Raw genomic sequence first — 25,426 nt, 5'->3', positions numbered from 1 at the left:
ATTATGGAAAAGCATATACTTTTCATACAGGGCGGCGGGGATGATGGATATAAAGAAGATGAGAAATTAGTTACTTCTTTACGAACTTTATTGGAGGCCAGTTACCAGGTACAGTATCCTCGAATGCCTTCCGATGAATCGTTACCAGATTTCGGGTGGCTGCACAAGATTGAAAATGAAATTACAGCTATTAAGGGGCAAACTATTTTGGTCGGCCACTCCCTGGGCGGCTCAATGCTGTTAAAATATCTTTCAGAAAAAGACACCCAACAAGAAATTGCCGGCATTTTTCTTATCGCCACACCTTTTTGGAGTGGTGATGAAGATTGGATAAAAGGTCTAAAGCTCCCCGCTGGCTTTTCTGATAAACTGCCAAAAAATACACCAGTTTTTCTTTATCACTGCCGCGATGATCAGGAAGTGCCTTTTGAACACCTGGCCAGGTATGCGCAACACCTGCCAAATGCGATCATTCGGGAATTGGCAAGTGGTGGTCATCAACTCAACAACGATCTGTCTATAGTAGCAAACGATATCAGATCATTGTAACAAGAAACAAGTACGCTAAAGCAGACCTGTTTCTTTTTTTCAGGCGACCTGCGAGTGCATTGAGATTTTTTGTCCCTGGTTTTGAATATCTATATAGAACAAGGACTCCCTGATTTTGTATGCCGGGCTTATTTTACTGCCCTGAAGATCTTATTTGTGTAAGCGGAATCAACATTTCCGGCAAAAACCATAATACCGGCCTTGGTGCCTCCAGCCGGTTCCCATGCCGCTGCAGTGGTAGCATTGCTGAGACTATTGTATTGTTTGGATACCCCGATCATGGTTTTCGAAGCCCCGATAACATTGGCCCAGCGGTTGAAACGCGTGGTGTTGTTTTCAAAATAGCCCATATCCTCCACAAAATTCAGGTAGGCTGCAACGGTAGTTGATTGACCGATGGCAAAACCGGCCCGTGCACCATCATAGATCGCTGCCGTATAAATAGTGCCGGTGGGGTTGGATGACCGGGGCCCGAAATACAATCCGAATTCCTTGATCAGGTTGGTATAGTTCGTGTTGGCAGCCGTACTACCCATGTGCTCCACATCCAGGGCTATCCCGTCAAAATGCAATGAATCGACAACACAGGCTTTGACAAAGGCAGCAAACTGGTGATAGTTCAACCCCGTTCCGTTGTACGTGGTAAAAGGTGTTGTGGTGTTCCAGGAATTGGCATCATCTACATTCCACAGCACCTTAACGCCCCGCGATTGCAGGATCCTGGCGTCTCTTATGATGGCTGCATAAGAGGTATAGTTGGGGTTAACGGTGAGGATATAGCTGCTGCTGCTGCCGTAATGGGCTGAGTCGGCCATTTCCCACGGCGTTCCTTCAAAGAGCACCACTTCATTGGCTGCGTTTGCAAAGTTGGTCAACGGTAGCTTTACGGCCGGGCTGCCGGTTGGGGTTGCATCAAATGCGTAATAGGCTATTTTGTGATTGGGCGGACTGGGAATGGCCGTGGCCGCTTCCGTATTGAGCATTGGTCCACTGCCGGACAAGGAAGATGGTTCGTTTTTCAAACCAGACTTTGAACACGAAACAGTGCTCAGGATGAACAACAACACGATGGCAGTCTTATGCCACCACCGGTTGGAGAAAACTTGTGGTTTCATAATCGTTATATTTTAGGTGTAAGAAATCAACCTGCCGCTATTTATCAGAGAGGGCCTTTACAAAAAAGGACAACTGTTCCTGGACGTGAGTCGAAGTCGATCGTTGCTGGGTGAAATTTTGTTCCGGCACCAATCTGCCGGTGCTATACTGAAGATAACGTTGTCGCCTTTTGAGGGCCATCAACTGACTACAAAAATAACGTAAAATCGACAATTGATTTACTGCCGGAGTGGACTATTTGATTTTCATACTTCGGTTGTACTGTCCTGTAACATAAAAGTGGCCGGTTTATCGCAGGCGTATGATCAAGCGGAATTATTGGGATTCTGTATATTCAATGTCTTGAGTTGTATTATTTTGAACCCCGCCTTCCGGAATAGTTATGTTCCTGCCTGCTAACCTCATAACTAAGGTTGTTTTTGACAACCCAGGGATGTCGGAAATTTTGCCAGATAGGGTTTTGGTAAATGTATAATGGAAGTAAAATCAGGTGTTTTTCACGTTTTTTATCTCTTATGTATTGAGTACTTTTTCTGCGGAATTTTGAAACCTTTAAAACAAGCATTATGGCAAAAGTAAATGGAAGTCAATTGAGCGATCCCAGGCGTGAGGCCTTTAAACGATTGAAAATTGATGAAAATCGTCGCGTTATTCTTTCTCTCGATGGTGGCGGCATGCGGGGCATTCTTACGATCCAGTTACTAAAAAAGCTGGAGGAGATCGCGGGCATACCTTGTTACGAATTATTTGATATGGTAGCAGGAACATCTACAGGTGGCATCATTGCCGGACTGATCGTAACGGGCCATAATGCAACTGAAATTGAAAAGATGTATGAAGACCTCGTGACACAGGTATTTGATAAACGATTGCTCGGGAACCGTTTTATCAATCCGCCTGCTTTTTCAAAAGAAAAATACCGGTCATTGCTTAAAAATATAGTAAAGGATGTTACCGTGGAAAAAGCTTGCGCTGACCGGGATATTGACATGATGATCACTTCCCGGGATATGTCAGCCGGCGAAGAAACATTCTTTTCCTGCTTTAAGCAGCCAGACGGTACTTATTATGGCACCTACAAAGATGTACTGCTGCGTGCGGTAATGGAAGCTACTATGAGCGCCCCTACCTATTTCTATCCATTGGAAAGATTCGTAGATGGAGGAACTACCACCTACAACAATCCTTCCCTGGCAGCGTATATGGAGGCAGTGTCCTATAGCCGGCCTCGTAACAGCCCCGGTAAGTCGGATTATGCCCTGGATGGGATTACTTTATTCAGTTTCGGCACGGGCATCTCAAGGGAGTTTATAAAACCGGATGAGCCTACAAAACCTCATGGCGTCGATATCGTATTCTGGCTTAACTGGCTGATGACGGTCACTGGTCAGGATGCCAGCGCCATGCAGGTTGATATCTTCCGGTCGCCCATGATCTGCCAGGTGATCAATTTCCGCAGGTTTCAGATCTCGCTTGATCCGAAAACCATTCAACGGTTACCAAACACCAACACGCTCGATAAACATAAATATCGTTCCGAATGGCTGCATGATCTCGGGGAGGATATCCTGGGAAATATTGATATGGCAGACGTGACAAAATTCGATCTGATGAAAACCATCGGCGAACAAATGGCGGCCTATATAGTGCAAAATGGAAACAATTTTACAGAAGACCTGGCGGAAAATAACCGCGACCTGTTGGTGACCACATTTGGCGATATTACTCGTATTCAAAAGCAATTAAGCGCAGCAACCTGGTTGGATGCGTATAAAGCATAATGTGTTTAAAAAATAACAGCTACAATTGCGTAAAAGTAAAAAGGACCGCTGAGAAGTGGTCCTTTTTGTTTTTAACAGGCTAGCCTAACCTTACAGAAGATCTATTTACTTTGACTTTCAATATCCATAAGCGGTCAATGAGGCAACCATAAAAATGATATCTTTAGCAATTATTAAACCTCATTTCACCACTAACCTGTTCTATATGAAATATTGGTTTTTGCTATCCGTTACTTTAGTTTCTTTTATTGCCTGCAAAACAGGTACTACCACCGAAAATTCTTTTATAGCTATTGAAGGGATCGACTCAACCCGGCAGCCGGGTGATAATTTTTTTAATTACGTAAATGTAAAATGGTATGATACCGCCCAAATACCGGCTAGCCAGTCGGGCGTGGGCGCTTACCGGTTTATGAACTACCAGCAGCGTCTTAAGTTGCAGGGTATCCTGGACAGTGTGTCTAAAAGTAATAACGCCCCGGGGAGCCTGGAACAAAAGATCGGTGATTTCTTTGCTTCGGGAATGGATACCACTACCATCAACCAGCGTGGTTTTGAGCCACTCAAAACCGGGTTGGACAGGATCAATGGCCTCACCAGTATTGCTGATATGCTTGCATTCATGGCGGCACAGGCCCAATTATCCAACTCTTCCCTCATTGCATTTCAGGTTGCGCCCGACCAGGATAACAGCAGTATAAATATGGCGCATATTACTCAAACGGGTATCGGGATGCCCGACAGGGATTATTATTTTAAGACCGACTCCGCCACCGTTGCTATCCAACAAGCCTATAAAAAATATCTCGTGGCTATTTTTTTACTGACTGGAAGCGATTCCGGATTGGCGCAAAAAAACGCAGCGCTTGTTTACAATATCGAAAAACAACTGGCTGCATCACATAAGACCAATATTGAATTGCGGGATATAAAAGGCAATTTTCATAAAGTTGCCCTGGCCAATTTAAACAAGCAACAAGCTAATATCGGTTGGACGACATACCTCCATAACCTGGGCGCTACCATGGATTCGCTGGATGTGGCCCAACCAGGTTATTATGAAAAATTGAATACGCTCCTGAAATCGATCCCACTCGGAGATTGGAAAATATACCTGAAAGCGAATTATCTTAGTAGTTATGCAGATTACCTGAGCAAGCCGTTTGTGGATGCTTCCTTTGCGTATAGCAAAACCCTTACGGGTCAGACCATGCAAAAAACACGCGGCGAGGTCATGGCCGGTGCGGTAGATAGCTATCTGGGAATGGCGCTGGCACAACTATATACAAAACTGTATTTCCCAGAGGCCGCCAAAAAGCGAATGCTGGAGCTGGTGAATAACCTGCAGAAGGCGTTTTCCAATCGGGTGGACCAACTTGACTGGATGAGTGACAGCACCAAACAAAAAGCAAAAGAGAAATTATTCGCCATCACCAAAAAGATCGGCTATCCCGATAAGTGGCGCGAATACAATAAAGTAACTATTGTCAGGAATAAATATTTTGAAAATGTGATCTCGGCTGCCGCGAACAACTTTCAATATGAGCTGGCCAAACTGGGGAAACCGGTTGACAGGACCGAGTGGTACACTACCCCTTCCACTGTTACCGCATATAACAATCCTTTCGCCAACGAGATCGTATTTCCCGCCGGAATTCTGCAGTCTCCTTACTTTGACAATAATGCAGATGACGCGCTTAACTATGGCGGTATTGGTATGGTGATCGGGCATGAATTGACGCATACGTTTGACGACCAGGGAGCCCAGTTTGACAAATACGGGAATGTAAAAAACTGGTGGACACCGGCAGACTTTGAAAAGTTTAAGGCCAGAACCAAACAGGTCATTGACCTATATTCTACATTCACCGTGCTTGACAGCGTTCATGTGAAAGGCGCGCTTACAGTGGGAGAAAATACTGCAGATATAAGCGGCGTTGCCGTGGCGCTTGATGCCTTTAAAATGACCAAACAGGGACAGGATACTACCCGCATCGGCGGGTTTACCCCCATTCAGCGATTTTTCTTTTCTGTAGCCAGGATCTGGCGGGTGAAAATGAAAGATGAATATTTGCGCTACTGGGTAAATAACGATCCCCATTCACCACCCATGTGGCGCGTGAATGGCTCCCTGATGAACACACCGGATTTTTACCCGGCTTTTAATGTAAAACCTGGCGAGCGGATGTACCTCGACAATGATAAACGGATCAAGATCTGGTAAATTGGAGGGGCTCGTTGCTCCAATCTTTATATTTGATCTAATTAAAAGGCCGTCCCGATCTATCGGGACGGTTTTTTATTACTAAAACGGCAGGACCTATAAAGCAACTTTAAACTTGTTGTATAGCTCACGTTGCCCGGTGGAGGTAATAACAATGGCCCGCGAATTTTTCTTTCTTCTTAACCAGTCTGCCTGTAGCATTTTATCAAGTAAGGCTGCGCCCAAAGATCCAGCCATGTGGTATTTTCGCTCGCTCCAGTCGAGGCATGGTTTGGCAAAGACACGCCTGTTGTTTTTTAACTCATGGGTGTCTATCCCAAAGCTTTTGAAGAATTTATTTCCTTTGGTAGTTAAGCTATAGGTTTTGTTTTGTAACTCAATCATGTTTTGTGTAATGAGTTTTTCCGTGAGCTGCACCCCCACTTTGCCTGCCAGGTGGTCGTAACAAGTCCGGCAATATTTTATATCTGAAACAACAGCAGGTGTCATGTTCACTTCCTTTTTAGGGGAAATAAGGTTCGCCAATGCTTCAATAGCATACGCCACCTCTTGTCTGGAGAACCGGTAATATCGATGTCTGCCCTGGCTTTCAACTGTCAATAGATCAGCCTGCACCAATTTACTCAAATGCATACTTATATTTTGCGGGGAGGTGTCTGCGCAAATGGCCAGTTCTGTTGCCGTATATGCCCTGCCGTCAAGTAACGTCCAGAGCACTATGGACCGTATGGGGTCTCCTATCAGCGCCGTTATAGTACCAAAGTGAGTTTCCAGGTTTGCAACCATTGTTAAGTATTGAATGAAGTATTAAAGGTACAGTGGTTTTAGTTTTGCAACACAGAAACCGAAATAAATGAAAATTACCCTATTGGCTACGTTTTTATGCTTTGTTATCATATTTAAAATAAATGGACAGGGAGTTATGAACAAGACTGAAATTTTAAAAACGGAAAGCCGCATTCCAGGTTTACATCTTGCGATCACGCACAAAGGCCCCGCTATTACCTCCACTGATTATCCGGTGCTTTTTCTGCATGGCAGTTCTTTTCCTTCAGCGCTTGCTTTTGATTTTAAAATGGATAATTATTCCTGGATGGATAATCTGGCTGAAAACGGATATGATGTGTATGCCCTTGATTTTTTGGGTTATGGACATTCAGATCGTTATCCTGAAATGCTACATAGATCAGCAATAGGAGTACCCGTTGGGAGCGCTTTGGACCTTTACAATGATGTTGACAAGGCTGTAAATTTTATAGTCCAAAAGACCGGTAAAAATAAGGTTTACTTAATTGCGCACTCCTGGGGTGGCTCTGTTGCTGCTTTGTATGCTACTAAGTTTCCGGACAAGCTAGCCAGGTTGGTTTTGTTTGCGCCCATTACTGCAAGACAGGAAACAACTGTTGCTGAGAAGGTCCAGGGCTCCTATGAAACAATGACCCCTGCTCAAAGAATATATGGCATGAAAAGCCTTACACCTGACGGACAGGAATGTCAGCTCCAAAAGGAAGTTTTTGAAACATGGGGCGGCGAATGGTTACAATCTGATCCGCTGGTCCGTATATTTAAAACAGACAGCGTTTGCTTTCCATCGGGCCCTGTACAGGATATAGTGGAGCTGCTTCATGGAAGGGCTTATTACAATCCGGCTGAGATAAAAGCGCCTACCTTAATTATTCGGGGTGAGTGGGATGAATATCCAAGCAATGCTGATGGGGAAAGTCTTTTTAGATCATTGGAAAACGCAGCGGAGAAAAAATATGTTGTACTGGCCAGGGGGACCCACGTGATGCATCTGGAAAAAAATCGGCTACAATTATACGACGAGGTGCTCCGCTTTTTACAGTATAAAAAGAACGTTCAGGCAAATAACTCGCATGCTATTGCCGTAATTTTTGAAGTTATTCCTGCCGATAGCACTCGCAAACAGGAATACCTGAATATAGCGGCAAGTCTGAAGCCGGAATTGGAAAAGATCAATGGCTTTCTTTCCATTGAGCGGTTTCAAAGTATTTATCATCCTGAAAAAATATTGTCCCTGTCATTCTGGACAGATGAAAACGCTATTCAGCAGTGGAGGAATTTGGAAGTACACAGAAATGCACAGTTAAAAGGCAGAGAATATATTTTTAATGATTATCATCTCAGGATAGCGCAAGTGATCAGGGACTACGGGAAATTTGACCGAAAGGAAGCACCTGCTGACAGTAGGTCATTTCATGCGGGACGGAAATAAACAGCTTGTGAATGAACTACAAAGGCCCCGGTTAGGGGCCTTTGTGATTAATGGTGCCATTTGTATGACTACTTCATTATCATTTGACGAACCAATCATTGCTTTAGCAATTTAAGCGTGTAAGTTTTCCCTTTCGGCTCCAGGACCTTCGCCAGATAAACCCCATTGGCCAATCCGCCAAGGTCAAGCGCATGGCCATCAGACAGATTTCCATAAGTTCCACATACCCGCCCATTAAGGTCAACGATCTGGATATTGACCGTAGTAGTACCCGCCAGATTAAAGTTCAACACCACCTGGCTGCTTACGGGGTTCGGACTTAACTTAATGTAATGGGTGTTATCGATATTGATAATACCGGTAATGGCAAAATACTGCCTGTCTGATTCGACGCTTGCGCAGCCATTATTAGTGACCACAACAGAATAATTAGCACTTTTCACCGGTTTATAGGTTTTCATGGTAGCACCCGGGATAATAGCGCCTTCCTGATACCATTGATTACCGGCAGCCGCATTGGATTCAAGCAACGCCCCATTCACTTTGATCACCGGTTTTGCAGGTGCCGGTTTCAATGTGACGATTATAGTATTGGATGGACCTGATGAAACATTATTACTGGTAGCAGTGGCTTTATAAAGACCAGCGTCCGTTACCTGATAGTTGTTGGCAGTAGCACCTTTAATTTCTACCCCATTTTTATACCATTGGTTGTCTTTTAAAACAGAAGAAGTAAGTATAACAGTTTCACCCGGGCAAAAATTGGTATTTCCATTAGCGCTTATCACTGGAGGCGGAACAAAGTAAAAATCAGCGGAAAGCGGTCCGGCACAACCATTTGTTATGAGTCTAACAGTATAATATGCCGGTTCAGCAGGCACGTATGCCTGGCTTACAGCGCCTGAAATGGCTACTCCCTCTTTATACCATTGATTTTCTGAAAGGGAGCTGGAAAAAAGACTTACCCCGTCGGTATTAATAGTTGGTTTTGCAGGTATGGCCGTAAATGTTATTACTATTCCATTAGAAGATGCTGAGGTGATCCCATTAGCTGTTGCAGTAGCGGTATAGTTTCCGCTGGTAGTTGTCTGTAAACTTTGGGCCGTTGCTCCGTTAATGGCAACCCCATCTTTATACCATTGATTATTGGAAGGTGCAGAGGAAGTTAAAAGCGCAGTACCCGTTCCGCAAAAGCTGGATTGGCCAACGACTGTGATCGTTGGAGTAACAACCTGGTTAAACCCGGCACTACTTACAAAGAAACCGCTAAACCCGGTTACATTACACGTCACTTCCCAGCAGGCTGCATTACTATTCCATACAATGTTTGTATCATCCGGATTTATTTCCATTCCGGCGCCGCTATAACTTCCTGGTGTATATACAGTACTATTTCCATGGTACTGATAGATCCTCAGGTTGGCTTTATTGCTTATATCATTAGGATCAGTTGGCAGATTTAAGCCGTGACCGGCAGAAGCGTTAAAGTTGTCAAATTCCTGTTGCGTAAAATACAGGGTCACGGTAGCGGTGGCTGTAGCTGCGTTTAAAGCGGGTTCTATATCGTAATGGCGTTGTACGTAAGGATAGCCATTAAAGGTATTCACCGTTGCATCTATGGTTGTTTTGTCAACAATAACACCGGTTACAGGGTTAGCGCCCGAAGGGACCGTTCTGGCTGCGCCTATTTTATTTCGCCAAATGCTTATCCATGCGCCTGTACCACCACCAGCCAGGTCATCCTTTCCATCCCCGTCAAGGTCGGCTATAACAAGGTCCTGGGTACCCAACGCAACTGGATAATTTACCCCTGCAGCAAACGAAACCGAACCAGGGCTTCCTGTATTTTTAAATACCGCTATGCATTGGGGATTTCTTCCACAAAAAGCAGCCAGTTCTGGTTTCCCATCTCCATTTAGATCACTGCACTTGATGGTCTCGGGAAAACTGGGAGTTGAAACCGTTATTTTGGATGCGAGTGAAACAGTATTTCCAGCACTGGTATTTCTAAACACAACAACTGAATTGTTACTGGTAGCTACAGCTATATCCCATTTTCCATCTCCATCAAAATCGCCCAAAGTGGTACTTGCTGGATTGACTCCCGTGGCATAATCGACTTTGCTGGCAAAACTTATCGTTCCATTGGTACTTCTGTTTTGATAAACAGAAATGGTACCGGCATTGATATTGGTAGAAATAATTTCAGGCTTTCCGTCACCATCCAGATCGGCTACACTGACATCTACAGGACCATCACCTGAAGCATAATCTATATTTTGAGCAAATGCTATATTGCCGCCAACGCTGGTGTTTTTAAAAACTGAAATAAGGTCCGCGCTGCTGACCCCCACAATCATCTCGGGTCTGCCATCCAGGTCCAGATCGGCTAAAACTATACTTTGCGTTCCTGGGCCTACCGGATAATCAATTTGCGGGGCAAAAGATACATTCCCGGCGGTACTTGTATTTTTCAGTACCGCCACTTTCCCACCACCCCAGGACCCATTATCGGTTTTGGCTATTGCCAGATCAGTTTTTCCGTCACCATCAATATCACCTGTCGCAATACCAATCGGGAATTCCCCTATATGGATAACCTTTTCCGAAGCAAATGAAAGGTCATTTTTAATACTGGTATTCCTGAGCACCCTGAGGTACGGTCCATACCAATCTCCATGCATGATATCAGGTTTTCCATCCCCATCCATATCGGCAGCACATGCTCCCCAGGGTAAACTGTTTGATCGGGTTTCTACCGGAAGGTCGAAGGTTCCCATAGTAAATGCAGGTCCGCCTGCAAAGGTCACCGTAAAGGGTATGGCTGATGAAGCAGTAAGTCTGTTAGTGGTAACCGTTATCGGTTGATAACTTGCGCCAGCAGGCACCTGAACTGTCAATAAAGTGCTGGAGGCAGAAAGAACAGTTGCCTGGGTTGCGCCAAAGTAAACTATATTATCTGCTGGAGAATTCCCTAAATTATTCCCTGTAATGGTTACTGTAGTCCCTACCGGACCCGATGCCGGCGAAAAGGAAGTAATTACGGGTGCTAATGAAAGCGCTGAATAAGTAAATCCGGGAGAAGTAGCTGTTGCTACAGCAGTGGTTACACTTATATTACCCGAACTTCCTGAACCTACTACTGCTTTGATAGTATTATCAGATAATACCATAAATGATTGTGCTGCCACACCGCCAAACTTTATTGCCGTTGCATCTGTAAATCCGCTTCCGGTAATAGTTATTTCTGAACCTATACTGCCTATTGCCGGACTAAAAGAAGTGATCACTGGTGGATACAGATAGGTAAAGCCTTTTCGTGTTCCGGTCCCTGAGGGTGCAGTTACACGAACTTCACCGGTAGCACCTGTCCCTACCACAGCCTGGATAGTTGTTGATGAAATTATAGTAAATGATTGTGCTGATACACCCCCAAACATAACGGAGGTGACACCCGTAAAATTAGTACCCTGTATTGTTACAGCGTTACCGGAAGCAGCTTTGACTGGTGTAAAGGAAGTAATATTAGGTCCATTCACCTTATTCCTGATCAATGAGACTGTATTATCAGTTTGATTGACAGTTGCCAGGTCAGGCATATGATCTCCGTCAAGATCAGCAATAGCAACCTGGTAAGGCGCCTGGCCTGTAGCTACATCGGCCTTTTCTTCAAATACAATAACGCCTGTTGAACTGGCATTCCTTAAAACAGATATGGAATCTTCACCACTGGTTATTGCCAGGTCCGGTTTTCCGTCCCCATCCACATCAGCTATTCCAAGGCCTATTGGGTTGGCTGTAGTCTTAAAATTGGCATTTGTACCAAAGGCTATATTTCCCACACTACTTATGTTTCTAAAGATGGCAATTTCACCAACATTGTGATTGGTAACCCCAAGGTCTGGCTTGCTATCGCCATCAAGATCTGACAGGATGGCCTTGCTGCTGCCGGTCCCGGTATATGGCCCGGTTATACTGTTGAAAGAGAGCGAGCCTGCAACGCCATTGTTCTTGAATATGGAGAGATGATCCGACTGTTCATTGGCAACTACTATATCTGGCCATTGATCCCCGTCTATATCACCAACACTGGCATTGGCGGGAAAACTGCCGGTAGAATAATCTATTCGTGGCGCAAACGAAAGGGTACCAGGAGCACCTGTGTTCTTAAATAATGAAATGCTATTCGCAACATCATTTGTTACTATCAGATCTGATCTTCCATCTTTGTCAAGATCGGCAATAACTATATCGGAAGGATTCAAAGCTGGAATATCCTTTCCTGGATCAAAAGAAATACTACCTGCAGTCCCCGTATTCCTGAATACGGATATGGTAAAAGAATATTCATTGGCTACTACAACATCTGGTTTTCCGTCCCCATCTATATCCCCTATTGCAATACTAAAAGGACCGATTCCGGTTGGATAATCAATTTTGGGTGCAAAAGACAAACTTCCGCCGCTACTCGTATTTCTATAAACCGAAATTGAGTAAGGATACCCGCCGTTTACAACCACTATATCGGGTTTGCCATCACCATCCAGATCTCCCGAAGCAATATCATAAGGACTATCCTCGGTACCCAGATCAATTTTGTTGTCAAATGAACTGGAGGTAATTGCTCCCCCACCAGGAAATGTTACTGTAAATGGTCTGGAAGAATAGGCAGTAAGACCGCTGGTAGTTACTGTAATAGGGGCATACGATGCGCCGCCGGGTACTATAACGGTGAGGGTGTTAATAGTTGCAGCAGTAACGGTGGCGCGTACGGCACCAAAGAATACAACATTATTGGCGGCAACCGGATTGAAATTGGCCCCGTTTATAGAAAGGGTTGTGCCCACCGGTCCCATCAAGGGGGAAAAAGAATTGATAGCAGGTTGCGCCAGTAATTGTTGCCCAAAGAAGCATAAGAAAAGAGTTATGAAAGCAAGTTTCAAACCTTTACCAATAATTGCCATGTAATAAGTTGATTAACAGGTTACTCTTAAAATAGTAAAACAGATTATAATAATTTATAAAGCATGCATATGCTAAATGGTAGACGCCTGGTCCTACTCATTAAGCGTATATATTCCCTAAGCCTTTGTGGATGATAGACAATTTCAAAAAGATATCGGAGGAGTCCCTAAAAACCCAAAAATAAACAATTTGACAAAAAGCGGTACACGGAAGGGTTATAAAAAAAAAGACCGCCAACTGGCGGTCTATGTGTGTAGGACTGCTTTGTGTGTTATAATATTTAACCGGTTGCAATTGCTGTAATATGTATATGCAGGTTACTTGAGAATAACGCTTGTCTCCCTTCGAATTGCCCGCTCTTTTTTATAATCGAAAAATCGCTTCAGTTTCAGGAAATTCAGTTCAAATAAATAATAGCTTGCTGAAGCTACCAAAAATGTAAACCCAACCGCAATAACAAAAAGTGGTACCAGATTCATTTTGGGAAAAATACTCCAAACCGTAGCAATACAAAGCGGGTGATATAAGTATAAGCCATAGCTTATTTTCCCTGAAAACAACATTGGCTTACTGCGCAGGAACCGCTTAACCCAGGCTGTTTTCCGTAATGAAATTACATATCCTATCATACTCAAATAGGTAAAAGCAAGTAAGTTGTATTTAATGATATATATAATGGGATTGCTCATATCGGTAAATATTGCCAAAAGAGCAATCGTTGGAATAGCAAAGATCATGGAGCTCAGTAAAAATTTATTTGCATGCTTATCAATTAACTTATTCTTTATTTCAAGAATAGCTAATAAGGCACCCATGGACAATTCATCTATTCTGGCAAACGTAAAATAATAGGATTCATAGTCATGCTTAGCCAAAAATAACCTTACCATAAAAGCTATGACCATTATCAGTACAATTGCAACCACGATCTTTCTAATGCTTAGTAAATAGATCAAAAGTGGCCAGAACAGGTAAAAATGTTCTTCTACAGAAAGGGACCAGAGATGAACGGGGCCAACATGTGGCCATCTAAACGTCATGGCAAAATTTTGCAGGTAGGCCCAGCTATATACTTGTAAATTGAATGGCACAAATGGTTTTCCTGAAATTAATGGAAGTATTATAAAAGTTAACGCCAGGAATAAGTAATAAAGGGGAAATATCCGCAATGATCGCCTGACATAAAAACTCGTGAAATAACCAGGCGATTCTTTTGTTTCAATAAGGATACGTGTTATTAAAAAACCGGACAATACAAAAAATAGGGAGACCCCTGTTCTGCCCAAATTTGCAATCTTGGTTAAAAGCGGGGGCAAATTCAATGCTGGTACAAAGAAGAAGTGAAAGAATATAACCATAAAGGCTGCTATAGCTCTAACTCCATCTAATTCTTTATGATACTTTAAATTCATTTAAAGCAGTTGTAGTTTGTCAATCAAATACGTAAGCATAAAGATCTTTTGTTCAAACGCTTATCAGGCTGCTGCTTTGAGTGGGGTGATCCAATAAGATTTCAATCCTTCTATTTAAAAAGGACAGTACGGATCATAAGCTTATGCCAGCTTTCCGCACTTCGGGTCTGTTTTACATTAAAACCTAACTCCTTTTTTTGACGTCTCGCAAACACCTTGCTTTTGTACAGGCACACACATCCGATCCTCTGATAGATATTGGGACATAGATACGGCAGGAATAACAGTTGATAAAGAAGGGAGACAGATAAGCACTATGATGCCTTTTATATAATAAAACTATAAAGAAAAAGTAGACTAAATTGAGCAATCAAATATACAGATTATAATATATATTGTAGTGTTTGCGGTATAAATTCTCTCGCTGATTAACATTGTTTCGCCATTGGCTGATGTAAGATAGAAGGGAGAATAAGGTGAATGTGTAAATAAGCAACGTTATTTGCTTGCAAACCGTATGCTTAGGTTATAGCCGCTAAAGGCAGGATAATTCTTCCCTAAAACATCATTGGTATAATAACAATTCAGCAGGAACAACCTGGAGAATCGATACTGAATGCCGCTGCCCAACCATCAACTAACAAAAAAAGGCTTCCTCAAAATAGTATTTGAGGAAGCCTTTCCTATTAATTTGAAATTTTTGTGTTTGTTTATTGTTGCTGGTAAGCACCCATGTCAACCGCTCCATTAACTACCCTTGGCTTGCCATCGAGGTCCTTTTCTGTCGCATCAGTGATCCAGGAAACATTGCCGGTGCGTAAACAGGGGCTTCCTATTTTTACATGCAGGTCAGGAGTCGCTCCAATCCCGGTAAAAAGCGGATCCTTAAAATAGGAATGCGCGTCTTGCCCCGTTTTGGTTTTATAATCACTAAAAGACCCATAACTGGTAGCGCGCCAGTTGATCGTGATGTCTGAAGCATTGCCTGTTTGTGTAAACCAGTTATTATAGTCGATCACATTTCCTGTTTGCGGACTAATATTTTCCAATGAGAACAGGGTATTCTGGCTGTTGGTATAAAAAACATTATTCCCGATGGTACAATTGGAGGCTTTTGTTATATAAAATTCACCTGAGCCGTCGTTATTGGTATTGTTCTTTAAAAAGCTGTTATTCCTGATGGTACAATTGGTCACCTGACCGGTTGTATTATCATCATACCCGCCAATGGCAATTCCCGTAACTTCATTCTGGTAGATCAGGTTGTTGGTGACAGTGATATTACTGGCCGTGCCGTTTTCTTCATTGCCTATTTCAATACCATACCCGTTTTGATAAGATATATTCCGGTCAATTTTAATATCTTTTCCGCCATCAACATAAATGCCGCCACTTGTAGCATAACTTGCCTTGTTATTAAAGCAGAGATTTCCACTGATCAAACCATTCCGGGACTGGTCCAGCGCGGAATTGGAACTTACTCCATAGTGCCCTATTGCCGCAATCCCAATGTTCGCATTGTCGTGTACTTTGTTGTTGGTAATAACGAATCCGTCGATATTCCCATCTAAAGATAATGCTTCGCTGTAGCCAGTGATATTACCGGTGAATTCACAACTATCAATAACCAGGTTCGTAATGGCATTTGCCTGAGCTGCCCCGTAGCCAAAAGCGATAAATGGTTGTGAATTTTGATTGGAGTTCGGTTTGGTTGACGCATTACTGGTCCAATTTATATTTTTGAGGACCACATTGCGAAAGATAAGATCGCTTACTCCCCCGCTTTTACTTGCCGAAACCAAAATGCCGACTGCGTTGTTCTTTGTTATATTCTGAATAGTAAGATTGCGGAAAATAAGAAAACTTTTGTCGGTGATGGTAAGTATGGTAGTCCCGGATATCTTTGATCCTTCTATGATCACCTGCTCGTTATTATAATTAGTAAAGGTAACCGGGTTGCCAGCAGTACCACTAACATGTACCGCCAGTTGTTCGAAGTATGTTCCACCTTTGATCATTACTGTACTTCCGGCCACGGCAGCATCAAACGATTTCTGGATCGTTTTCCAGGCTGTGGCAAGGGTAAGGCCGTCATTCTTGTCGTTACCCCCTGCCCCATCAACATAATAAGCAGGAAGCGAATTTTGAGCACCATTGACACCACTATCCGGAGTTTTCGGATCATCCGCCGTATTTTCGGCAGTATCTTTTTTACAGGAGAAGCAAAACAACAACACGGATAGCATTAAAATGTTACGCATTAACATAAGGTTTGATTATTGGGTGCAATAAGAAAAAATAGTGCCGTTTTTGCTCTTGTTACATATACATTTATCAGTAATGTGAACGCGCGGTATAACGTACAATGCTGTCCGTTAATTTTGAACCGAAAAGTTCATGACAGCGATCCTGATAAGCAAGGCCGTAAAAAAAGGAACAGATCAGCTGAATGACCTGTTCCTTTTTTATTGTCGTTTAAAAGTATTTATATGTCCTGGTTATTTAATTTCGGCATTCAAATGTATTTACCAGCTGGTTCAGCTCGGTCCAAACCTTATGGCTGTAAGGTTGTGGAGATACTTCTATGAAAACAGCGGTGCGTTGTTGTGCCGGGCAATACTTTACATGGATGGTGCAATTCAGTTTTACCGGTTGTTGATTGAGGTAGTTGAGCATGCTGATGGTGCCGTTATAGGTTTCTTTGTCGTCGCCTTCGGGTTTGAGGCTTTTAAAAGCCGCCTGTGTGGGTACCTGTTTTTCTACGGGTATATTGCGACTGGTAATATTTCTGCCAACCAATCCGCTGTAATACGCTTCCATGTATTGTTTCATCATGGTAGCATTAAATTGGTGTATTCCTTCCAGCCACCATAAGAATCCATATGTCCAATGATCTTCTTTTGCCGGATCGCCCCAGCCGGGCGCAAACCGCAGGTCTTCTATCCCTTTATACGCGATCTGTGGGGCAAAGTCGATCGGAAAGGCTATTCGTTCCTGTCCCCAGTTGGCTGGCAGGTTGAACTTGTAAGGCGGTACCCAGGTATGTGGATTAATGATACCGAACTGTTGCGTGATCCATTGGATGCATTCTACCTCGTCTACGATGGACAGTGCCGAGGGGTATCTGCTGCCGTTGTTCTTGAAGCCCGGGCGGCGGGCAGCTATGAACGAGGCGTTCTGATTCCCCTGACGGAGTAACCTGCTGATCAATTCCGATCCATCTGGTATATTGGTGTCGTAGAATCCTACTTGTTGGTTTTGCAGGTACCAGTTAATATCAGTGTCGTAATAAAGCCGAAGGGCCACCTGTTTCAGGTATTGTTCATTGCCGGGTACGCTATTTTCAGATACAAAGGGCGATAGTGCGGCATACCTCGACTGGTTGGTCGATAATGGTCCGTAGGCCGCTGTGAGCTTTTCCAGAATATATTTGGCGTCGCCGCTATTATTTTTGGCTTTCATTCTTTCCGACCAATGCCAAAGTCCAATAAGATCCACATTGCAGTCGATGCCTATCAATACCTTTGGCCGGATTGGATACCTGTTTGGATACTGATACGTGAGCTCGGTAAAACGGACCACCATATTACCCGGAATATCATAAGCTGCCAATGCATAGGTGGCAGTATCTGTTTGATAGGTCTTTGCTATATGCTGCAATATGCCGCTCATGCGGTCCATAGCGGCCGAATCTGCCGTGAACCGCTCCTGGTTAGACGCCAATACCACCAGGATGTCGTTAGTATAGCCTACTGCCGGTAGTCTGGTCTCCGGTAGCAGGTCCTCGAGCCGGGAAAAGCTGGAGAATAACACCAGCGTGGCTTTGATCTTTCCCGACGCCGGTGGAATGGCGAGATAGTAGCCCGCTGTACTATCTTTAGGATCAAATACAACTTTGTTAATGGTTTGGCCGGTTACACATGTTGTTGAGAAAAATAATATTGTTACCGTTAACTGCAATAAAATGGAAGATCGCATATTAGATCAAGATAAATTAAGGTTAGGATCAGCCTCGTAAGATACCTAATTTATTGAATAGGAACAGTTATCATTACGTTTACCCACACCACATGCTGGTATACTGCTAGCGAAACAGTCCGTTTATGTATTGGATATTGCCTGGATATGCGCACTTTATCCCACCATGCTCCCGGCAAACTGCCACCGTAATGCCACTGCGCAGTGGCATTACAGTGGCATTCCAGTGGCAGTTCAGTGGCATTATTACCAGGGAAATGGGCGTGTTTTAGTATATCTGGAGTGAATCTGACCTGAACTAAGCAGGGTATTTCAAGCGGGAAGACATGAATTCGACTGGTACTTCTGAGGGAGCGGGTTTCAGTAAGTCTTATTTGCTGCGGCTATTTTAATTGATGGTCTGCCCGTTAGCGTTATTTTTATATCGATTTAGAAGCCTCATATTTTCAATAAATAACAGAATGTGGATCTTGCAATAAGTTGCATTTGCTAAAGTTTTCTAAATCGCTATAGCTGTGACAGGGATAAATTTCATTATCTTCAGGATCGTATGTGAATACAAAGAAAACGAAAAATATGAAACTTCTGCTTACTTCAGCCGGTATCAGCAATACAAGCATCCGCAGCGCACTGGTAGCCCTGTTAGGTAAACCGATATCCGCGGCGAGCGCGCTTTTTGTACCTACTGCAATATATGGTATACGTGGTGGTGGTGATATTGTACGAAGGGTGATCAATGGTTCATTGGGCGATCCTTTTTGCGAATTGGGTTGGAAATCGTTGGGTCTGCTGGAACTCACTGCCCTGCCCAGCATCAAACAGGAGCTTTGGCTCCCCCTGCTTCAGGAAACGGACGCCCTGCTGGTTGGCGGTGGCGACTGCCAGTATCTGACCTACTGGATGCAGCAGTCCGGATTGGCCGAGCTGTTGCCGTCGCTGCTCCGCAAGACCGTCTATGTGGGGTTGAGCGCCGGAAGTATGGTGATGACGCGCTTTGGAACAACCTATGGTAATCATACACTGCCGCCTGAAAGCGATAAATGCCTGGGCTGGTTTGATTTTGCGTTGCACCCGCACCTGGATTATGAGTCGTTCCCGCAGAATTCGCTGGCCAACCTGGAAAAGCTGGCTACCACCCTGCCCATGCCCTCCTATCTGATCGATGATCAAACCGCCATTAAAGTTACCGACGGTGCCGTAGAAGTCATCTCTGAAGGGAACTGGAAACTGGTTACCCCTGGTTTTTAATCAAGATCCATATTAAATGTTTTCAATAGGTCCAGGATGTTCTTTTCTTCATTATGCCAATACCTGTTTTGTTTGTAGGCCTTCAGGATCTTTATTACCTCCTGGCTGAGTTGTTCCTCTTTATAGGATAGTATTATTTTTATCAGCCGGAGTATATCTCCAACAGGCATGTGCCCGGGATTGAACTTATTTAGTAACACATTCCCAAGACCCTCTACGTTGTTTGCCTCAATATAGTCTAAAAAGTAGCTGAGCACCCTGCCCTTCTCATTTAAGCACGAGGAAATAACTTCGGCCAGCTGTTGTTTATTATACACTGAAATGTTGTCAAACATCAGGTATAAGGCCCCCTTTCCCGGATATCTTTCTTTCAAATAGATATAATGGAATTCCTTTTTGTTCAATAACCCTTTTGTGAATATTGTTGCTGCTTTTTGTGGGTCTGCTTTTGCCAGAAAGGTGGCTCCTTTTCCTTCAATAGCTTTGTCTTTGGTCCAGATCATTTCCAGCAAATTATTGTAATATGGGCAATAGTTTGTAATGATTGCCTCATACAAATTTTCAACTAATTTAATGCTATTAATCTGTGAATAGAAGCTGGCAAGCGTATTGGCTGAGCGTTGATCTTTATAAGCTGCTACTGCGTTAAAAAGTTCGGGTGTTTTCTGCTGTGAGAAATAAGGTTCTAAACAAGGCCAGAACTGTTCATCGGGAAAAAGGGCAGCGCATTGAAGGATTGTCTTTCCGCTTTGCTTCAATATTGCTATATCTTCCTGTTTTTTATACCTGGCCAGTTCAATGATCGCCTTTTCATTTTTGTTTTCAAGCGCCCATCTTCTCACCTGTTCGTAGGTGGCCGGGTCCGCATTATTGTGATCAAGGGCTATTCCCAGCAAGAGTGTAGGCCGGTGTAAATAAAGCATTATACTATCCAGCTTTTTTATCATTCCTAATGCAAAAAGGGTGTCTTCTTTGGTTATATCATCTTTCCAGTTGCTGTAATACACCCCGAAATAAAACTCAACAGACAGGTCTACTTTCTCTGTATTGATGGCGTCATGTATCTTTTCCTCCGATTCAAGGAATACCTTGAATATGCTGTCGCAGGCCGGATATTTTCTTTCTGCCAAAGCCCAGCCGGCATATCCTTTCACTACTCCGTTGGGGTGATTTAATAACAGTATTAACTCCGACAGGTCAGCGCTGTCGCATAAAGCCCGGTAGGCCACGTACTGGTTACGATTGATCAGATCTTTGCCTTTGGCGTATCGGGAATCCCAAGTCCCTGGCGCCATTACATTCCCGGCAGCCAGCTTGTTTGCCAGATTTTGGGTAGCAGGGGTCAGTCCCTGTGCCCGGATATGCAGACTAAAACAAATAAACAGGATGGGAAATACCAGGACCTTCAAGGGGGCGGAATTCATATAGGATCTTTGGAAATAGCTTTTAATGCACTAATTCAACCGGTTAAATATAGCAGTGAATTGTTAAATATCCTAATATCTGAACTGGGATTGTTGGGATTGGGGGATGGTGAGGTATGAAGTAAGAAGTAGGATGTAAGAGGTAAGATGTAAGAGGTGGGATGTAAGAAGTAGGATGTAAGAGGTAGGATGTAAGAGGTGGGATGTAAGAAGTAGGATGTAAGAAGCAGGATGTAAGAGGTAGGATGTAAGAAGTTTGCTGGTTTTCAGCAATCTGCGGAAAACAAAGAGTCCGAAATAGCAGACTCTTCGTACTTCCTGCTTCCTACCTCCTACTTCGCATGTAGGAAGCACTTACGCAAGCGAAGCCACCTTGCCTATAAATAATTCGCGGTCCAGAAAATGAAGATCATTTTGGTCGTAATAACGGTTTTTCCATTTATCTGTACTAAATAACGTTAACGGAGTAGCCGATGCGGGTGCATTATCGCCCAGCTTTGAATGCTTGTTCCTGAAATGGAAGTGATCTACCAGTGCCAGCGCTTCAATGGCAAATACCGTGGCTACATCCGTGTCATGCACTGCTATAAGCTGATCACCGTTCACCTCCTCTCCTTTTTGCGCCAGGTTGGAAGACCCAAACCAAACAACTGCCGCAGGCGTATTGAAACCACAAACAATAAACTTATGATGGACCTGGTGCCCTAATCCTACCGATTTCTCGCTTTTAAAGGGTTCAGGCAATAATACCTCGCTTGGTTTTCCACTAACCCTGATCCCTTCTGTGGAAGCTGGTTTGAACAGGGTTATTCCGTTGTTGGAATCGGTAATGCCTGCGGTAAACAGATCGTCCCGCTCATGTAGTTTTGTCAGCGTTGGCGCTATGGGTCCCGATACTTTATCGCCGGTATCCATAACTGCAAACAATATGCTGCTTTCTTCTTTTTGTAACCTGGTATTTATTGCTTCCATCAGATCGGCAGCAAATTCAGGCGTATGCGGGGAAAATGTAATGGTTGTTTTAGGCGTGTTGGAATCCTTAAAATCAAAAGATCGGGTAGCGAGATCTGATTCGGTAAATGGCTTCCTGACCACCTCATCTTTCCATGCTTCCTGAAAAACGTCGGCATAATGATCGGCTACTTTCCTGTCGCTGTACAGTGCCACATGATTGGAGTTTACGTAGATGCCGGTAACAGAAAAATTGGTTGAGCCAGTTAATACCTGTACTGCCTTTCCCTTGTTTTTTACGATCAGGACCTTGTTGTGTTGAAAGCGTCCGAATTTGCCCCGTTTTAGCTCGGCTTCACCAGCCTGGGCTTTATTGAACGCCTGTTCGAATTGATCTTCCGGTGTTGGTTTTTCTTTGTCATGATGAAGCGTGGCATTGTCGAGGATCATCCGGATGCGGCCTTCCCGGGCAAGCTCCAGCAGGATCTTCATTACGTCTGGCTCATTCAGGTCATAGGCAAATACATCGAGGGTAAGCTCATCATTATTCTGTACCGTATTAAGTATGCTGAAGATCTTTTCGCGGGCGGTAAAGCCCGACCATTTATACAGATCTTTGAAGGTATATTCTTTTCCCAGGTTATTTTTCCCTGCTACTACATTCGTATTGAACAGTAATTTTTCCTCTTTTGGCTTAAAGATGGCTTTTTTACCGAAGTGATTGATAAACCCCTGGGACTGTACAAAACCTCTTGTGAAACCCAGTTCCAGGTCCCCTTTTTTAAAAGGGGCCACCTCCACTATAACTTCCGAAGAAAGCTTTTTTGAAAGGGGTAACAGACTGCCAGCTGAATCAAAAAAACGCGGGGTTACCGTATATACATAAGTGCCGAAAAAAACATTATCATCCTGGTGGAACAGGCCTGGAACGTGTAACCACCTGAATTTTTGTATGGGTGCATTCACGCTTGAATTGGCGGGCTCGGTGGCCACTTGCGCATGCTCTTCATTGGGTTTCAATGACAGCATATTCAACAGGAAATAGGGTTTTCTTTCCTTAGGGCTGCAAAGAATGGTAAAACCGGCCAGATCTTTTGTATTTTCTTCAGGAAGTGAGAACGCCAGCAGGGTTTTGGCATCACCCACATATGCCCTGATCTCAAAACCGAAATCGTTTTTTTTGTTGGTGGTGAACATATAAAAGATTTAAAATTGAAGGGGGCTATAAGAAGGAAAGCCCGGTAATCTATACCAGGATAATGGAATTACAAAGCCAGATACGCCCCTTCTGGTAAAAAAAGGTGTTTTGACGGTGTAGTTTCGGGGCGTGATCCACTTTAAGTTACCTGGCAAAAAAGCGTGGTTAAATGCTTTCAATTTCAGACATTTGCACCCGGAAAGCACGTGCCGACCGAACTAAAAAGATACAACCTTGGACAATTCGATCAGTTTAAACAAGTTTATCAGTGATACAGGTTATTGTTCACGCCGGGAAGCGGACAATCTCATCACCGAAGGCCGGGTACTATTGAACAACCGGCCGGCTGTGCTGGGCAATCGTTATAAACCCGGAGACACGGTTGAAGTGGATGGCAGCATTATTACCGCCGCCAAAAAGGAAAAACGCGTTTATCTGGCGCTTAACAAGCCTACAGGGATCACTACCACCACCGAATTGCATATCAAGGACAATATCATTAGTTTCGTCGGTTACCCCAAAAGGATCTTTCCCATTGGCCGTCTCGACAAAGACTCTGAGGGCCTGATCCTGCTTACCAATGATGGCGATATCATCAATAAGATCCTGCGAGCGGATAATAATCACGAAAAGGAATACATCGTACGGGTTAACAAACCCATCGATGGCGCATTCATACATCAGATGTCGACCGGAGTGCCCATTCTGGACACCGTCACACTTCCGTGTAAAGTACAGCCGATGGGCCGCCAAACCTTCCGTATTACGCTTACACAAGGGCTCAACCGCCAGATCAGACGGATGTGCGAACACCTCGGTTATGCGGTGGTTGGATTGCAACGGGTCCGCATCATGAATATCAAGCTCGACAAACTTGCCCTGGGCAAATGGCGTTACCTCAGTGATGCAGAGCTTTCCACGTTGATGGAAAGCATAACCGATTCCGCCAAGGTAAGCCCTTCAGGCAAACCGGCCGCACGCGGCGGGAAAAGGACTGAACACAAGCCCACTCCTTCAAAAGGCGGCTTTACCCCTAAAGACAGGGAACAGACCGGTAAGCGTAAATCAACAAAATACGTAACAAAAGACGGCAATCCCCAAACCGGTAAAAAGACTGAACACACGACCACCACTCCTTCAAAAGGCGGCTTTACCCCTAAAGACAGGGAACAGGCCGGTAAGCGTAAATCAACAAAACAAGTAACAAAAGACGGCAAACCCCAAACCGGTAAAAAGACTGAGCGGACCTGGAAAAAGGAAAAGTCTGCCCAGGCCCGAAAGGGTCAGAATAACCGCCCGGAAAAGAATACAGGTAAAGAAAAGAAAGGACAGGAAAGCAGAAGGGAAAAACGAACAGGCGCAGAAGGCAGTTTTAAAAACTATAGAAGCAAAGGACGTCGCTAGCAATGGCGCAAGCGTCCGCTTGTGCCCTCGAATTGAATTACGTTCAAAGGCGCTTGTGCCGGGTGGTGGCACTTCAAATAAATCGTACCTTATGGTCGAATAGTAAACATTGCCCCCCCATGCGACCATCTTGCCTACTCGCTCTAACAATATTCATCACCATTTCTTTACATGCACAAACATCCTCAGAAGAAGAGGAAGTTGAACCGCCGCCATACGGTTATGACACCACCTTAAAAGGCGGGTATTCACTTTCGTATAAGGCGGATGACAGCCTGCAATACCTGTATCTCAAAAAAGGTAAGAAAACAATTACTGAATTGTCCTGTGTGTCACTGGGAATGCTTAACAAAAACCTGGGTTATATTGGTGCTGACTTTACCAGCTATTTTGTGTTTGTTCATTCTTTTGGCGGTGGCAATCCGCATTATATTGAACTAATAAAAAAGGCGACCGGGAAGAATATATTAAACAACGGTGCCGCCTGGATAGATGTTGAGGAGAAAAAAGAGCTGCTGTTGTATTGCAAAAATGATGGGCCTGATAAAAATGACAAGATGATCCTGTTAAATGTACGGACGGGACAAAAACAATATTTTAGTTTTCCCAAGGAGCTTTTTGAGGAATCAATGGTATTGAACCGTATTCAAATAAGCAAGGTGACGGATACCCAATTGGTGATCACGTATGATACGAAAAATGGTTCTAAGGTAAAAATGTATAAGCGCTGAATAAATAATTAGGTCAAACTTTACTGTACTCTTACATATCAAATTATTTTCTCAAAAATAATTTGTTTTGCCTGGCGCGTTGCCAATCCTTCCTGCCGATTAGTATCTGCGCACATTTGATAATAGCTGTGTCGTTTTGGGACATAAGCGTGCAATATTCGCTGGCCGGTTGTGTCATTTAAGTTAATATTGCGCATAACTTAACTCAT

Annotated in this window: 16 protein-coding genes; 8 read left to right on the top strand and 8 right to left on the bottom strand. The window is 43.8% G+C overall.

Going from position 1 to position 25,426, the window contains the following annotated elements; translation table 11 throughout:
- The first annotated feature begins 3 nt into the window (after positions 1 to 3).
- Positions 4 to 549, top strand: a complete 546-nt coding sequence (locus J7I42_RS34670; protein ID WP_209145084.1) for an alpha/beta fold hydrolase — start codon at positions 4 to 6, stop codon at positions 547 to 549.
- A gap of 128 nt (positions 550 to 677) precedes the next feature.
- Here the strand turns inward: J7I42_RS34670 and J7I42_RS34665 are convergent, their stop codons facing one another.
- Entirely contained in the window at positions 678 to 1,664 is a 987-nt protein-coding gene (locus tag J7I42_RS34665; RefSeq protein WP_209145082.1) for an EndoS/ChiA family endoglycosidase, read from the bottom strand.
- 567 nt (positions 1,665 to 2,231) lie between these two features.
- Here J7I42_RS34665 and J7I42_RS34660 point away from each other — a divergent pair.
- Together J7I42_RS34660 and J7I42_RS34655 are read left to right on the top strand one after the other, a co-directional pair.
- Positions 2,232 to 3,446, top strand: a complete 1,215-nt coding sequence (locus J7I42_RS34660) for a patatin-like phospholipase family protein (protein ID WP_209145080.1) — start codon at positions 2,232 to 2,234, stop codon at positions 3,444 to 3,446.
- Between the two features lie 205 nt (positions 3,447 to 3,651).
- Positions 3,652 to 5,670, top strand: a complete 2,019-nt coding sequence (locus J7I42_RS34655; protein ID WP_209145078.1) for a M13 family metallopeptidase — start codon at positions 3,652 to 3,654, stop codon at positions 5,668 to 5,670.
- Between the two features lie 96 nt (positions 5,671 to 5,766).
- Here the strand turns inward: J7I42_RS34655 and J7I42_RS34650 are convergent, their stop codons facing one another.
- Positions 5,767 to 6,456 carry an ArsR/SmtB family transcription factor gene (locus tag J7I42_RS34650; protein ID WP_209145076.1) on the bottom strand — a complete coding sequence of 230 codons (690 nt, stop codon included), beginning with the start codon at positions 6,454 to 6,456 and terminating at the stop codon, positions 5,767 to 5,769.
- Positions 6,457 to 6,592: 136 nt separating this feature from the next.
- Here J7I42_RS34650 and J7I42_RS34645 point away from each other — a divergent pair, with 136 nt between their 5' ends.
- On the top strand, positions 6,593 to 7,906 hold the full coding sequence (locus J7I42_RS34645) for an alpha/beta fold hydrolase (RefSeq protein WP_209145074.1): 1,314 nt from the start codon (positions 6,593 to 6,595) through the stop codon (positions 7,904 to 7,906).
- A 95-nt stretch (positions 7,907 to 8,001) separates the two neighbouring features.
- Here J7I42_RS34645 and J7I42_RS34640 read toward each other — a convergent pair whose 3' ends face one another.
- From J7I42_RS34640 to J7I42_RS34625, 4 genes are all read right to left on the bottom strand, one after another.
- Complete coding sequence (locus J7I42_RS34640) at positions 8,002 to 12,870, bottom strand: FG-GAP-like repeat-containing protein (protein ID WP_209145072.1); 4,869 nt, start codon at positions 12,868 to 12,870, stop codon at positions 8,002 to 8,004.
- A 318-nt stretch (positions 12,871 to 13,188) separates the two neighbouring features.
- Positions 13,189 to 14,283 (bottom strand): acyltransferase family protein, encoded by a 1,095-nt coding sequence (locus J7I42_RS34635; protein WP_209145070.1) that lies wholly within the window; start codon positions 14,281 to 14,283, stop codon positions 13,189 to 13,191.
- A gap of 710 nt (positions 14,284 to 14,993) precedes the next feature.
- On the bottom strand, positions 14,994 to 16,544 hold the full coding sequence (locus J7I42_RS34630) for a right-handed parallel beta-helix repeat-containing protein (protein ID WP_209145068.1): 1,551 nt from the start codon (positions 16,542 to 16,544) through the stop codon (positions 14,994 to 14,996).
- Between the two features lie 241 nt (positions 16,545 to 16,785).
- Positions 16,786 to 18,261, bottom strand: a complete 1,476-nt coding sequence (locus J7I42_RS34625; RefSeq protein ID WP_209145066.1) for a hypothetical protein — start codon at positions 18,259 to 18,261, stop codon at positions 16,786 to 16,788.
- A gap of 125 nt (positions 18,262 to 18,386) precedes the next feature.
- Here J7I42_RS34625 and J7I42_RS34620 point away from each other — a divergent pair, with 125 nt between their 5' ends.
- Together J7I42_RS34620 and J7I42_RS34615 are read left to right on the top strand one after the other, a co-directional pair.
- Positions 18,387 to 18,533 carry a hypothetical protein gene (locus J7I42_RS34620; RefSeq protein ID WP_209145064.1) on the top strand — a complete coding sequence of 49 codons (147 nt, stop codon included), beginning with the start codon at positions 18,387 to 18,389 and terminating at the stop codon, positions 18,531 to 18,533.
- A 304-nt stretch (positions 18,534 to 18,837) separates the two neighbouring features.
- Complete coding sequence (locus J7I42_RS34615; RefSeq protein ID WP_209145062.1) at positions 18,838 to 19,509, top strand: Type 1 glutamine amidotransferase-like domain-containing protein; 672 nt, start codon at positions 18,838 to 18,840, stop codon at positions 19,507 to 19,509.
- Here the strand turns inward: J7I42_RS34615 and J7I42_RS34610 are convergent.
- Together J7I42_RS34610 and J7I42_RS34605 are read right to left on the bottom strand one after the other, a co-directional pair.
- Positions 19,506 to 20,933 carry a hypothetical protein gene (locus J7I42_RS34610; protein ID WP_209145061.1) on the bottom strand — a complete coding sequence of 476 codons (1,428 nt, stop codon included), beginning with the start codon at positions 20,931 to 20,933 and terminating at the stop codon, positions 19,506 to 19,508. The genes J7I42_RS34615 and J7I42_RS34610 overlap by 4 nt on opposite strands.
- A gap of 354 nt (positions 20,934 to 21,287) precedes the next feature.
- Positions 21,288 to 23,081, bottom strand: coding sequence for a phospholipase D-like domain-containing protein (locus tag J7I42_RS34605; protein WP_209145059.1), 1,794 nt, complete (start codon positions 23,079 to 23,081; stop codon positions 21,288 to 21,290).
- A gap of 235 nt (positions 23,082 to 23,316) precedes the next feature.
- Here J7I42_RS34605 and rluF point away from each other — a divergent pair, with 235 nt between their 5' ends.
- Both rluF and J7I42_RS34595 read left to right on the top strand, forming a co-directional pair.
- The gene (gene rluF / locus J7I42_RS34600; RefSeq protein WP_236065641.1) at positions 23,317 to 24,486 is read left to right on the top strand and encodes a 23S rRNA pseudouridine(2604) synthase RluF; all 1,170 of its coding nucleotides are present in this window, start codon (positions 23,317 to 23,319) and stop codon (positions 24,484 to 24,486) included.
- 119 nt (positions 24,487 to 24,605) lie between these two features.
- Complete coding sequence (locus J7I42_RS34595; protein WP_209145057.1) at positions 24,606 to 25,217, top strand: hypothetical protein; 612 nt, start codon at positions 24,606 to 24,608, stop codon at positions 25,215 to 25,217.
- The last annotated feature ends 209 nt before the right edge of the window (positions 25,218 to 25,426 follow it).

This window comes from Niastella soli, from assembly GCF_017742245.1.
GTDB classification, from domain to species: Bacteria; Bacteroidota; Bacteroidia; order Chitinophagales; family Chitinophagaceae; genus Niastella; species Niastella soli.
Note: the sequence above shows the minus strand (reverse complement) of the source record. Positions and strands in the feature narration are given on the sequence as shown.